Genomic DNA, 14,231 nt, shown 5'->3' with positions numbered 1-14,231 from the left:
TGCCGTGCAATTTCCATCCAGCCACAGGGAAGCACCATGAGCGCATGCACCACAGATCGTTTTCTGCGTTTCAACAGCGTCGCCCAACTGATCGGGGTTACTCGGTCAACCATCAACAGATGAAAGAAGGAAGGCATCCCAGACGCACTCAACTGGGAGCATAGGCGCTAGCCTGGCGACAGAGCGATATTCATGAGCTTATGGCTAGACTGTAAACAGGACTGGAGGTCTAAATGACCGCGCAGGTATAGAAGGCACTCAACATTGAGTGCCTTTTTATTTCCAGCAAACGGACGATCAAGCTTAAAACTCATTCACTCCTCTGAGGAGCACATCTCAGCTGGCACACCTATCCTTGACCATTTCCAAGAGAGCACAGTTAAAAGCATCTATCACCGCCACGACTACGCAAGGAAAATGAAGCGAGCCTGGCTCCTTCTGGGCGCGACACTTGAGGTAATTACCGGCCCTCAGGGCAATTACTTACTTAAAGAATAGGATAAGGACGCAAGCAGAGATCCAGAAGACGAAATCGGTTTTCAAGGGCTAGTCAATTAATTCAGAGGCAAATCAACCGCCTTGAAAATGTCAACCTGAATGACACTCACAACAAGCCACTCAAGTCAATACTCATCAATTAAAAATATTGACAAAATCAGCCAAAGCAAATAGTATGCCAAAACTAACTGGCCGAAAGGAGGCTACATGAGTGGAAAGGAATTGAAAGAGCGTTTTTTGAGATTTGGGAGTGTCGCAGACTTGGTGGGAGTTTCCAGATCCACGATCAACCGCTGGGAAAAAGAAGGAAAATTTCCTAAGCGTGTCCGGCTCGGAAGTCAGGCAGTCGCATGGCGAGAAAGCCAGATATCACACTGGATGTCCAGCTTGTAAAGCAATAAAACTGGAGGTCTCATGACCGCGCAGTTATAGAAAGGCACCTCTTCTCTAGGTGCCTTTTTTGTATCCGCAAAGCACTAGACCACTCCTAGTGATTTCATCATGCGTAGGCGTCCAACACGACGAATTCACATTGCTCACTTACAAGTGATTGCTGGCCAACTGTCGCTCCAAAGACTTAGCATCGCAATGACCATTCATTAGTCATTTTAAGGTCACCACGACGAATCAATCAGACCCTATGCGTTCAGTATTCGCTCAATGCGTTCACGCGCCCCCCCTGTGAGACGTCTAACACCTAATAACCTGGCAACCTCAAGGGCTCGGTCTCCAGCATCGATAATGCTCGCGGCGATACGCAACTCCTCCGCCGCGATCTCCTCGATTGAACGCGCGTCATCGGCCGATGCCGGAACACGGTATGTCGACCACTCCATCACATCGCCCTCGGCGTGCCAGACAAATGCCGCCTCAAATCCTTCTTGCCGAACGTGATGGTGCTGTTCGGCCAGTTCCAGAACTCTGTCTCGAATAAGCCGTCCTGATCGTTGGAAACCGTGTGCGCGAGCGATACGCTGGACTAAGAGTGCGTCGAGAATTGGGGCTTCCTGGCGTAGCACCTCTTCGATGATCTGACGGAGCACCGGACTGTACTGCGGTAAGTGAAACTGCTCGGGTTGGATCATGTGCGCAAGAGTAGAAAGATCGGCGACGCGATATTCCCCCCTCTGCCCCTGAGAAATAGGTTGATCAGTGTGAGCGCGAGCAATGCGAACGTCCGCAATCTCCGACGGCAATTTACTCACGGAGCTAATGGGCGCTTCTGGCAACTCATCACTAATGCCGGAGTCGTGTGAGAAATCGATAACGATTGGAGCGGCCGGTGGCTCCTCGGTTACTTGACTATCGACTGCCTCTACTCGGGATTGAGCCAGAAGGTCGTTTAGAGCTATGTGCAGCTTCTGCAAGGCGCCTTCCTTATTTACCCACCATTCCGTGGACCAAAGTCGCACCAGGTTCCATCCCAAGCCGCTGAGAATCGCCCCTCTGACTTTATCCCGGTCCCGAGCGGTGGCGGCACTGTGGTAAGTAGCTCCATCACATTCAACGCCAGCCAAGTAGTCACCTGGACGGTCAGGGTGAACAATGCCGAGGTCAATACGGAAACGCGATACTCCAATTTGTGGGACTACTTGCCAGCCGAGTCGCCGTAGCCCTTGAGCAACAGCTTCTTCGAACGGCGAGTCGTATCCTCCAACCGAGCCATGTACCGCTTCTGCTAAAGCCCTAGGGCCACGCTGAGCAAACTCTATGAAGTGCTTCAAATCCCGGACCGCGCGAGCATTGGTCCGGTTAAGGTCGATCATTGACGGATCGAAGGATGAGAACACCAACATCTCTCGACGTGACCGAGTGATGGCGACGTTTAGCCTGCGCCATCCACCGTCCTTGTTGAGAGGGCCGAAGTTCATCGACATAACCTGCGCACCCGGCTCGGTTGGTCCGTAGCCGATTCCGAGCATAATCAGGTCTCGCTCATCGCCCTGGACCGTTTCCAGGTTTTTGACGACGACAGGTTCGGTCTGGGTATCCTGGAAAAACGGCTCAATCTGTGGGTATTGCTTACGGGCAGCGTCCAACAGATCGTTGATCAGCTTTTGCTGATCAGAGTTGAGCGTGATTATCCCGATTGAATGACCCGCAGCGACGAACGCAGGATCGGTTAGACGTTTGACTGTCTCGCTGACAATGGCTTCAGCCTCAGCCTGGTTGTAACGCCCTTTGCCTTTTGCATACACGCCCTCAACCCTGCGCCACTCCACGGCACTTGCGCGAGTTTCAGCTGCTGGGAAAGTAATCAAGTTACTGTCGTAGTAACGATGGTTGGAGAACGCAATCAGGCTTTCATGGCGACTACGGTAGTGCCAACTCAAACTGTGGCTCGGCACCCCTGCTCCCAAGCATTCGTCCAGGATGCTCTCCATGTCTTCTGCTGTATCGTCGTCGCCAGCATTTGGTCCACGGCTAAAGAAGTTCGTAGGCGGCATCTGACGAGGGTCACCGGCAATAACAACTTGCTTGCCCCGAGCTATCGAACCGATTGCGTCCCATGGAGCAATCTGAGAAGCCTCGTCGAAGATGACCAGATCGAATGGGGGCTGATCGGCAGGCAAGAACTGCGCAATCGACAGTGGGCTCATGAGCATGCACGGTGCGAGGCGATTCAGCGCGTCCCCCATCTCAATTGCCAACTGCCGGACTGGTTTGTGTCTACGGGACTTCTGCAATTCATGCTTGAGAATGGCGAAGCCGCTGCTCTTATGGATGTCATTCTTGGAAGGGATTAGGCCGCATAGTTTCGCCCGGATATAACGCACCGTCAGTTTCGCCAGTTCGTCGTCCAAACGAACGAAAGTCCCGATGTCACTCATGTGCTCGGCAGCGACGAAGTTTCTCAAAACCGGTTCGCTGTCGATGCCCTGTGTCGCAAACCAATATGCATAGGCAGTGACAAAGGTATGCTCGGTTGCCGATGGTAAAAGGCTTCCTGTTTCCAATGCTTGAGCCAGACTGGCCAAACCGACCTCGGCAGCCTGCTCGCGCACACGGCACCAATCGCACCAAGCCTTTAGCTGCTCTTCTTGCTGCTGTATGGAAAGAGAAGTGGCCCGCAGAGCAGCAACGGTCGGATGCGTCTCTGTGCTTGTTGCAGCCAAACCAGCAAACAGCCGAGCGGCCTCGTCGTAGCGGGACAAGGCTTGTTGCAACGCTGATAACGCTGCACTGACTTGTCCACCTGGCACCAACATTTCATTTGCATCGATGACCAGACGCGCGACTGCGCCGCGCAATGAAACCAAGTGGTCGGGTGATTTGGCCAAACCACTCAGCAGCCCGCGCAGACTTTCACCCAGTGTGATGGTCCGCAGTGTACGGGAGGTGTCGCTGGTCAGACCTTGCCAGCCAGGGATCGACTGCATGTCACTTGCCAATGCGTCCAACTCCACTAGCTGCGAATGCAAACGCTCGAAAATTGCGAGGTCGCTTAGGGTGTCCGGTAAACCCGCTGCGCCACCTAAAGCGGCTAATTTCTTAGCTACCCTTTTCTTGGCGAAAGTAGCCAAGAACCAGAACTTACCCTCAGCCTCGCGCCATTCATTGTTAATTACCTCGAATGGAATGCGACGGCAGGCTTCGTCGGCATAATTCAGCGACAGGTTTTCTTCTAGCTCGCGATAGCTCTCGATCAACTGGCAAGCACGCCGGGCTGCTTCGATTCGCGTGACGGCGTCGGGAGCGAATGCGAATGAAAGGTTTAGGCCATGGGATTCCAGAATCAGGGTTGCCAGCTCATTTAGCTGCTGGACCTGCATTACTTCGACCGCTGGCAACGACAGGTGCGTAAGGTTAAGCAGCCTTTCACTCGAAACATTTAAGGCGTCAAGTGCCAGGGGCAACTCACGTGAGGTGCTAGCAATCTCTGCCTGCCAGGCATTTGACCATTGGGTCTGCGCCAGAGCGCCGAACTTAACTGACAGGTCGCGCGCGGCAGCACCGTTAAGTCCAAGCCGACGCGAGAGGTCAAGTAACTGGCCGTACTCGGCAGCATCGTGCTGTGTGCTTGGTGGCCAAGCCAGTCTCGGCGTCTGAGGACCGTGATCACGAACGACGCGACCAATCGCCTGATGCAGGGAAAGACCGTTGCTCCAACGTCGATGAAGGACCTCGACCAACCGGTTAAGTCGTGACCGCAGAGTTTGCAATCGAGCAGCCTCACGCTCCCAATCCTCAGCGCTCAACGCGTCACTCACATCCCATGCGCGATCCAACTGCTTGAGCACTTCAACTTTGGACGCTTTGCTTGAGTGCAACTCCAGGCAGAACTCGCCTAACCCTTTCTCCGCTAAGCGACGATAAACCACGTCGAGGGCAGCACGCTTCTCTGCCACGAACAAAACGCGACGGCCTAGTGCAAGGTTATGAGCAATCATGTTGGCAATGGTCTGCGACTTACCGGTTCCCGGAGGTCCATCCATTACGAAACTATGAGTGCCAGCCGATGCCACCACGGCAGATAACTGCGAAGAGTCAGCTGGCAATGGCGCAAAAAGCTGAGCAGGCGTTACTGATGAGTCCAGACGCTCAGGCCTGGGAAACTCGTCCGAGCCAGAGAAGCCTTCACCTGCTTCTTTAGGCTCCAACAAATGTTTGACCAATGGGCTTTGCAGCAGTTGTGCCCCGTTGGCATTCAAGTCCTTCCACATCAAATATTTGGCAAATGAGAAAGTACCCAAAACTAGCTCGGTACTCACCTCAAATCCGGGCACGTCGCGTACCGCTCGCCTCACCATGTTCCAGATGCCAGTCACGTCGATGCCGCTTTCATCACTTGGTAGCTCGCCATCGAGCCCGGGTATCACCAACTCAAAGTCATGACGCAGCAATTCAAGTAGAGTTAAGTTGAAACGCGGTTCCTCATCGAGCAACGTCAGCGTCACCCCAGACAAGGCACTTTTGCGCTCAAGTTTCACCGGCAGCAAAATCAGTGGTGCGGAGTAGGTCTTCGGGTCTTCGGCACTTTTCTTCCATTTAAGAAAGCCGATTGCCAAAAACAACGTGTTCGCCCCGCCCTCCTCCAGATCACTACGCGCCTTTCGGAAAAGCTCGATCAAGGTTGCTTCAAGCTTGATCTTCTCCAGACTGGCGAGCACTTCACCCCGCGCGAGTGCTTGACGGGCGACTTCGTCTACCAGGCTTTCATTATTCTGCTGCTCGTACACGGCCACATCACGACCACTGCTATTCAGGTCAGGTACCGGCACCACTCGAATACGCTGGCCACTCGAAAGAAGGTCTTCAAGAGCTGCTGGATCAGGACAGAGAAGACGCACGCCTTTAGCGCTGTCTGGCAAATGCAGTAAACGGTTGCGAGTAGTCAGATCGAGGAGCTTGCGTTGCCACAGCGTTAATTTACCGGCAGGACTTTCGTTACCCTCGTTGATTTCGACATCGAACCCTGGCAATGCTGGGGCTTCCTCCAAGCCTTCAGCAGCTGGCGGAGAATCGTCTGTTACATCGGATGCAATGACTGCTGACACAAGCGCCATTGGGCGGATCTTCTGCATCCGAGCACGGTGCAAATCGATTGCCATGATGAACTGCTCATCATCTAGTTGCCGCTCCGCAGCTGCGACGGCTTGGCTAAAATTCGGCGCCGGCGATTGGGTCGCCAAGGTGGTCTCGAAAACCACCATTTCCTTCAGATCCATGCGCTTGCGTACTGCCGACGCCTCGTCAGTCAACAGTTGAGAAAACTCTTGAGGCTGCAACCAAACGCCTGCAAACGCGTGCCCCTTTGTCATGATAAGCAGGGCATTCAATCCAGCCTGCTCCAAAGCCGCAGCGAACAGCAATGCCGTATCCAGACAGGTCGCCACGCCGTTTTCCAGAATGACGCATGGCGGCCTGATCTTCTGACCCTGTTGCTCAAAACTGGCTGGAGGCAACGCATAGCTCAATTGAAAGCTGCACACACCAGACCAAATGGCGGAGGCAAGCTCCCATGTGCGCGTGCGTGACTTGCTTTCATAGCCATCAATGCCGTCTTTCTTTCCTGCTCTCCGCAAGACTTGAGAAGCGGCTTTGAGCACTCGGTCTACCGATGGATCATTGGGCATGCAGAAAGCTGCCAGCAACTCTGGCATTGCGCTCAAACCACCCCATTCAGTGCGAGCAAGCAGTTCAGTGGGAAAGCGCTGCTCGACGAGTAGGTTTTCGCCTTGGGACAAACGCAATACCACATCGGCGCTCAGGCTTTCACTCAGCCCGGACAGATAGCCTGCGTTAAGCTTGATGTCGCGCTCAGAAATGCTGAGGCGATCACCCGCGTGAATCCGATCAACATGCCAAGACCGGCTTTCAACGAAATCTGGGTCGGTGCTTAACGTCAGTATTAGATTTTCAAGATTTGTTTCTTCCTGGTTCCAAATGCTCAATTCTCGTACAAGCGGAATGGCGTTCTGGTGGGAAGCGAAGCCGATCTTACGAGCGATCAGCGCCTCAATCTTGATGTTCATCCACGGGCTCCCGAAGCTACCAGTGCTTGCCTCATAAAGAGGCAGCTAAAAACCCCTATAGTCCATGACAAATCACTGGTTGGGAATTTCTTTATCTCGGAATCCAGTCGTATTTTTTAGGCATATGGTTTAAGCGACTGCTGAATGCCACGTTGGCGTTCCCCATTCCACCAATTGTTCAACGCACTTCGCGGAAAGTGACCATTTCGGCCAGGGCGCCTGGCCACCCCATCCGCTCCGCTCAACTTGGTCGGCTTAGAAAGTACGCATGCCCAGGTATGTGGTCGCGGGGCGAGTTGGCTAAATTTGTGCCCCTCAGGTGTGGAGGGCGCGCCGAGCGCTTCCTCGATTGGGTAGTTGCCATCTTTTGGGAGAGGGTTTCGAGCCTCGAATGGCCATCTTTCAATGGCCACTTCGGGTCGTTTACTGTCGGTCATCCCCCGCTCCCCCTGGGAATATTCGTTTTTTTGTTTTGCAGATTGTCCGGCGATAGGCTCAATAAGGTTTTCGGCTTTTTAGCGTCCAAAACGACCAATAATGACAACCACATTGATACTCGCATTTTTCAAAACAACATTAACAGAACTTAAACTTTTGACAGCCACATTGACACCAACCCTGTCAATTCAGCTGTCTTTTATATTTGTTGACAGGCTGAAAATTGTTCATAGACTCAACATATAAAACAACAGTCCAACACAGCAACGCTACATGAATACTAAATTCTACAGCGCTTGAATGTAGGGCTACACCCCCGAGGCTATGAGTATGACTGAGTTTGTAGATGTAAATGATTTGATTCAGCGCTGGGGAGCGCGTGCAATCTTAGAAGACTACGAGACATCTCCAGTATGGGTTTTTGAAGGCCTAATCGAAAAAGGAGATCAATGGATTGTTTCGGGCGCACCAAAATCTGGCAAGTCAAGATTGGCACTTCAAATAGCAATTGCCGCCAGTGAAGGTACCGAGTTTTTTGGTTACAAATGTACATCCCGTCAAAAAGTTCTTTACATCGACTTCGAGCTTAGTAAGCGCTTGTCAGCTGAGCGAGTCGTTACCATGTACGCAAATAGCAAGAATAAGCTTGTTAACAACTCTTATTTTTTTAGATGCAGTGACTACAAATCAATTGACATCTTAAACGAGGACGACACGCGCACGCTCCAAGCTCAAATAGAAGCGCTCAAACCAGATCTAATTATTTTCGACGTCCTAGCCCGTATGCACGGAGTAGACGAAAATAGTAATCCGGAAATGACAAAGGTCATGCTGAGAGCCCGCCAGCTATCTGGCGACGCCGCTCATATCATAGTCCATCATGCACGCAAGGAAACCTATGGTAACGGCGGTGCTAAAGCCATACGGGGCGCTTCAAGCATTCATGGAGAGGTTAACGGCGTAATCTCATTAGCTGTCGAAGGCAGTAAGCAAGGGAGTCACAGCGTCGTGTTTTCGCTCAGAGGGCCGAAAGATCCTGGCAAAAAATGGCTTGATGGCAAGGAGCTGATGTTCAACCTCGTTCAAGCGGATGAGTCCATAGACAAAGACGAAAAGCTGGAGGCTGTCTTTCGCAGCATTTTTGCTGATGATAAAGCGAAGTCGTCGGGAAAACTTAGTGCTGTCCTAGGGAATCTTCTAGGCATTACTGCGAGGAATGCGACACCCAAAATGACAAAAGCAGTCGAGACGGGGCTTCTCCACAAAGAACAAATCGGAAATAGAATGATGTACAGCCTAGCTAAAATAAGCTCGTCCTCGATATAGGATGTAGGATGTAGGATGCTGCCCCTTAAGGTATTCACCACACATCCTAGGTTGCCCCCCCCTCTCTAAAACTCTCCCCCCGCGCCAGCCAGGGAGATAGCGGCTGCTGGAAGGCAGCCTGCGGCGCACCCGACGCAAGCGTCGGGAAGGGTCCAGTGGGAGCAAAGCGAGCCACTGGTACTGCGGTGGCATTTTTATTGTAATTACCAGATCAAAAAACTTGCGGCCACTCCGCACATTGCGGGAAACGCAAGGTGTCGTTGCGTTAGCGCCATTCTCTGGACCGTCTAGTAGATTTTTCTTCGTAATCTAACAATGGAGAGAAAACAAATATATCCAGTTTGTTTAGCCATATAACTCTAAACCCATTGTGCCCTCCACTAACCAAACCTACCTAGATCGTCTAGGAGGAATTCGGCACAAGCACTACGCTTCACAAGCGCAAACGTCGTGGAAGCCCCTCTATAACAATCTGCTCAACGCACTACCCGAAGAGAATTGTCACCGAGGCAAAAGTTTATAGGGCTTGAATAGCTTGAGGACGGCGTTACCGAAAATTCTTAAGATGGCACGACGACTATCGGGGATACTCTCATCGGCTCGGATGGTGGTGTTGTTTTCGAACTAGTTGTAGGAGGAACAGTACCAGTATCACATTCAATACAGCCAACGAACTCAGTCCAGCAAGCACGCTGCCCGCCCCCCACGCTTGCAAAAAGTAACCACCAGCGAGTGGTGTTAGTGCTTGTCCAATGAGTGAAGGTCGAGCCATGCGCCCCATCAACAAAACATAATGCGTTGGCGACATCAACGTCAGCGGCAGAAGCCCGCGGACAATCGCTCGCAAACCGTTACCGGCACCATAAAGTACGAGACCGAGAGCCGTCGTCGCTGGCGCGATGGTCACAATTAACAGACCGATTGCCACAAATACGACAGAGATCAAGGTCGTCCAAATGGGATGTCGCTTTCTCGAAAACACTTGCAGAACACGCGAACCTACCTGGCTCGGCCCCAGTAAAGCGCTGAACCCAATGGCAGCTGCAAGTGAATACCCCTGACCTTGAAGCAAGGAAATCAACTGGACGGAGATTGCCGTCATGATCACTGCACCCAACGCAAAAATCATCGTGAGGAGCCAGTAAACCCGTTGATTGATAGAAAGGTTTTCGTCGTACAACGCGTCTTTTTTTGTAAGTGAAACTGAGCCACCCGGTAGCACCCATATATAAAGCGGTGCCACGGTGAGTACCAACATCAATCCATAAGCCAAACACGTGGAACGCCAACCTACGTACTCGATCAACAGCGCAACTGCCGGCCAGGAAAGCGTTGTCGCAAATCCAGAAATCAGCGTTATTCCAGTAATCGCAGCGCCCGCTCGCTCCCCGTAAAGTGAGCCTAAAGTGGCAAATAATGCTTCATACAATCCAAGCGCCATGCCAATACCGATTACTGCCCAAGCCAGTAAAAAAAACGGTAATGAAGTGGCGTTGGCCATCATAAACAATCCAATGGCGACTCCTAGACCACTGCTCGCAAGAACCAGACGACCGCCATAGCGGGCGATCAGTCGACTGATCAACGGAGCCAATACCGCGGAAACAAGAATGCTCAGAGACAATGCGCCATACACCCATTGGCTAGCCCACCCCGTCTCTTTCATGATTGGATCGGCCATTACGGCCATAAGGAAGAATGAGCCTCCCCAGACCAAAACTTGCAGCATTCCTAATAGGAAGATGCCGAATATGCCAGGTAATCGAGTAAGGTTGCTCAAAACGAGTCATCAAAGATAAGGAGGAATGGAAAGCCACGGTTACAAAATCGACTGGCTTCAAGCGTGTAAACTATCTTCGAGCCAACGACTCAACAGCAGAGTCGTCAGATTCGGGTGTTCAAGCGGTGGCAGATGCCCACATTGGGGCAGCACGACCAATCGAGAATGCGGTATGCCACGATGGATCTCCTCGGACTCTTCTGGCGGTGTAATTTCGTCGTTTTCACCAACAACAATCAAAGTCGGGACCACAACGCTCTTCAATAAAGGTCGATAGTCAGGACGATCTATAATCGCCAATTGCTGCCGAACAAATCCCTCCTTCCCGACTGCTTCAGCCATTCCCTGTACGCTATCGGCAATAGCCGTTCCAATACAGCGGGGATGTACAAGCTTGGGGAGCAGTTGCGGCGTTACGCCTTTGAACCGACCTAGTTGTGCGAGAGCTAACAGGCCACGGCGCGCCTTGGCACGGGCTTCATCGTCCGGTCGCACCATCGTGTCTAACAGTGCCAACTTCAACACTCGTTCAGGTGCCTTCCGCATGATCTCCATCGCCACATATCCACCCATGGACAACGCCGCGAGCGCAAAAAAGGGTGGTGCCTCATCCAGAGTCCGTTCCGCCATCTGAGCAATACTGGAGTCTTGAGAGACATCTGGAATGCAAATTTGCGTTGAATTTTCCAAGACTGACCTTTGATGTGCCCAGAGACGCGCATCGCAAAGCAGTCCTGGGATGAGCACGAGCGGCAAACTATTGAAAGACAACGGAGGGTTCCCTCAGAGGTTCATGGTCAAGGATTGGTCGTTGTTATTTGGGGCTTACTGACGAGTCGATTTTTTGATTGCTCAAAGCATGTGCCCTGCCCAGATTTTGCGACTTACCAAGTCGGCGGCAATCTCGATGAACGCATCCCCAACAAATTTTGCAGCCGGGCTAACTCTCCTGTCCGCGGGAAAGACCTGAACCAATTTACGCATAGGAATGGGGTCGACTAACGGCGCAGCACTGAGCACGCCAGATTCGATTTGCGCGTAAATCGATGCCAATGGCAAAGCGGTTAAACCAAAGCCATTGCGCACCAGGTCGATCATCGCGCCGAAAGAGTCAGCTTCAACGCTGGTCTTTAGCTTGATTCCTACTTCACGCGCACAGTTGTCCAGAATGACGCGAAGACTGTGCCGAGCGCTGGGCAATACCAATTGTTGCTCCGCCAAAGATTCGAAAGACACTGGCGTATCAATGCGCAGTCCAGCGCTAGCGGGACCAACCAACAGCAGGTTTTCCATCATCACCGGTACGATACGAAGCGTATGCAGCGGTTGCGGGTCATAAGAAATCGCAAGCTCCAATTCGCCACGCTGAACCCAATCCAGCAAGTAACCGCTGAAGGCCGAGGAAAATCTGATGGCTAGATTCGGGTGTTCCTCTTTGATTTTTCGAACCAGCGGAACAGTGACAATTTCCGCTACCGTCGGTGTTGTACCAATCACCACTGTGCCCCGAAAGGAAGACTTCCCGCCCACAACCGAACTTCGAATAGACTCCATTTCCTCCATTATTCGGGTGGCATGTGCCAAAACTTCACGGCCGGCATCGGTGATCTCCATTCCCCGACCATGCCGATCAAACAAATAGGTGCCGAGTTCTTTTTCCAGCAATCGAATTTGTCGGCTGAGTGCCGGCTGTGCGATGTGAAGTCGGTCAGAAGCCTTGCTGAGACTGCCAAGCTCGGCAACATGAATCAGAGTCTTGAGTTGAACGACATCCATTACCAGGCCAGTCAAAGTCGGGCTCGGCGCGAAATGCGTCGAAAGTAGTGTGAGTGTAAACGCATTAGCGTCACCGGGAACGCCACATTCCCTCCGTTGCGTAGGACATGCAGGCTTGCGAGCAGGCTGTGTACCTTGCCCCGCCGGGGCTGCGAGGCAAGCTATAAAATTTCGGTATATCAGTTAGGCCTGGCTGACGGCTTATTACCCTCGTGACTCTGCGGTAGCGTGCAATCAACGTCGACGCCAATAGCTGATCGACTGACTACAAGAATAAGATTCGAGGGCTTGCGCCATGACTTACTTCATTTCTCGTTACCTGACCGACCCGCCTTACACGCTCAGCAAACAGCTGACCTCTCGCGTACATCCCCCCTCTTCATGTTCCTTGGCCACCACAGGATTACAGCCGCTGCGTTAAGCAGATCAACCCATCGAGCTAGCAACGTTGGACACGCATCAGCGTGCGCCTCGTATCGTCTCGCCTTGGAAAAAGGGTGAACAACATGTCCGCATCAACCAGCGACTCAACAGTCCACACGGCAAAAGCCGATCAGATAAAAAGTCCGAATCGCGTCAGAGCAATCATGGGTGCCTGTTCGGGCAATCTAGTGGAGTGGTACGACTTTTTCATTTACGCCTACACCGCCATCTATTTCGCGGCTTCGTTTTTTCCCAAAGGTGACACCACGAGCCAACTGCTCGCTACAGCCGGAGTTTTTGCCGTCGGTTTTTTCATGCGCCCTCTCGGTGGCTGGATCTTCGGCTGGATTGCCGACACCCGCGGCCGCAAGGTCTCAATGATCATCTCAGTGTTCATGATGTGCGCCGGTTCGCTATTGATAGCCGTCATGCCAACCTATGAAACGATTGGTGTAGCTGCGCCAATTTTGCTCGTCGTAGCCAGACTGATTCAGGGCCTGTCTGTAGGCGCGGAGTACGGCACAGGTGCTACCTACATCAGTGAAATCGCGACGCCGGGTCGACGCTGTTTCTATGGATCATTCCAGTACTTCACCATCATCGCGGGCCAACTCCTGGCGCTGATGACGGTGGTTATTCTTCAGCAAACCCTCACTGGCGAGGAGTTGCGCGAATGGGGCTGGAGAATTCCATTTTTTATCGGTGCTCTGAGTTCCATCGTGGTGGTGTATCTGCGACGTGCCATGCATGAAACCGCCACCAAAAAAGACATGAATCGTAAAGATGCCGGCTCTCTGCGCGGCATGTTCAAACACAAACGTGCCGTTGCTCTAGTGGTGGCGTTCACAATTGGCGGTTCGCTTTACTTCTACACCTTCACCACTTACATGCAGAAATTTCTGGTGATCTCTGCGGGGTTTAGTCCGGAAACAGTGAGCTTCATCATGACGGCGGCACTGGTTGGCTTTATGTTCTGCCAGCCGCTCTTCGGTCTGCTCGCCGACCGTATCGGGATCAAGGCTCACATGCTGATGTTTTCCGGATTGGCCATGCTGCTGGTGATCCCTCTGCTCTATTCACTGCAATCAGTCAGCAGTCCATTTACGGCGTTCCTGCTGGTATTTGGCGGCCTCGCTATCGCATCGCTTTACACTCCCATTGCCGGGATCGTCAAAGCCGAACTTTTCCCACCAGCGGTACGAGCGTTAGGTGTGGGATTTCCGTATGCGGTAGGCAATGCGGCATTCGGCGGCACTGCCGAATACGTAGCCTTGTCTCTGCGGTCACAGGGTATAGAGGAGTATTTTTTCTTCTATGTCGCGGCTGTAGTGACCATCACATTCATCGCCGCAATGTTGATGCCGAACCTGTCGCGCTATGGTTACATCAGCGGTTCGGGTGAGATCGAAGAACGCACCGGGCTGAGGGGTTGCACTAAGTCGCAAGCTGCGAGGATCTGAAACACTGACGCTTACTGCGATTAGTTAAAAGGGCCCATGATGATCCATGGGCCC

At 52.4% G+C, this 14,231-nt stretch carries 7 protein-coding genes; 3 read left to right on the top strand and 4 right to left on the bottom strand.

Annotation, left to right across the window (positions count from 1 at the left end; genetic code table 11):
• Nucleotides 1-705: 705 nt before the first annotated feature.
• On the top strand, nucleotides 706-891 hold the full coding sequence (locus LAB08_RS09535) for a helix-turn-helix transcriptional regulator (RefSeq protein ID WP_096512463.1): 186 nt from the start codon (nucleotides 706-708) through the stop codon (nucleotides 889-891).
• A 245-nt stretch (nucleotides 892-1,136) separates the two neighbouring features.
• Here LAB08_RS09535 and proA read toward each other — a convergent pair whose 3' ends face one another.
• Nucleotides 1,137-6,974: an anti-phage protein ProA gene (gene proA / locus LAB08_RS09530; protein WP_096512464.1), complete on the bottom strand. Its 5,838-nt coding sequence runs from the start codon at nucleotides 6,972-6,974 to the stop codon at nucleotides 1,137-1,139.
• A gap of 768 nt (nucleotides 6,975-7,742) precedes the next feature.
• Here proA and LAB08_RS09525 point away from each other — a divergent pair.
• Nucleotides 7,743-8,738 (top strand): AAA family ATPase, encoded by a 996-nt coding sequence (locus LAB08_RS09525; RefSeq protein ID WP_157755728.1) that lies wholly within the window; start codon nucleotides 7,743-7,745, stop codon nucleotides 8,736-8,738.
• A 592-nt stretch (nucleotides 8,739-9,330) separates the two neighbouring features.
• On the opposite strand, the gene LAB08_RS09520 is transcribed toward LAB08_RS09525, so the two are convergent.
• From LAB08_RS09520 to LAB08_RS09510, 3 genes are all read right to left on the bottom strand, one after another.
• On the bottom strand, nucleotides 9,331-10,467 hold the full coding sequence (locus LAB08_RS09520) for an MFS transporter (protein ID WP_096512466.1): 1,137 nt from the start codon (nucleotides 10,465-10,467) through the stop codon (nucleotides 9,331-9,333).
• 108 nt (nucleotides 10,468-10,575) lie between these two features.
• Nucleotides 10,576-11,289, bottom strand: a complete 714-nt coding sequence (locus tag LAB08_RS09515; protein WP_096512467.1) for an alpha/beta fold hydrolase — start codon at nucleotides 11,287-11,289, stop codon at nucleotides 10,576-10,578.
• Between the two features lie 81 nt (nucleotides 11,290-11,370).
• Nucleotides 11,371-12,294, bottom strand: a complete 924-nt coding sequence (locus LAB08_RS09510; protein ID WP_096512468.1) for a LysR family transcriptional regulator — start codon at nucleotides 12,292-12,294, stop codon at nucleotides 11,371-11,373.
• 506 nt (nucleotides 12,295-12,800) lie between these two features.
• On the opposite strand from LAB08_RS09510, the gene LAB08_RS09505 reads away from it, so the two are divergent.
• A complete protein-coding gene (locus LAB08_RS09505; RefSeq protein WP_096512469.1) occupies nucleotides 12,801-14,177 on the top strand; it encodes an MFS family transporter in 1,377 nt (458 codons plus the stop codon).
• Nucleotides 14,178-14,231 lie beyond the last annotated feature (54 nt).

The sequence above is a fragment of the Pseudomonas izuensis genome, from assembly GCF_002356535.2.
GTDB lineage: Bacteria > Pseudomonadota > Gammaproteobacteria > Pseudomonadales > Pseudomonadaceae > Aquipseudomonas > Aquipseudomonas izuensis.
Note: the sequence above shows the minus strand (reverse complement) of the source record. Positions and strands in the feature narration are given on the sequence as shown.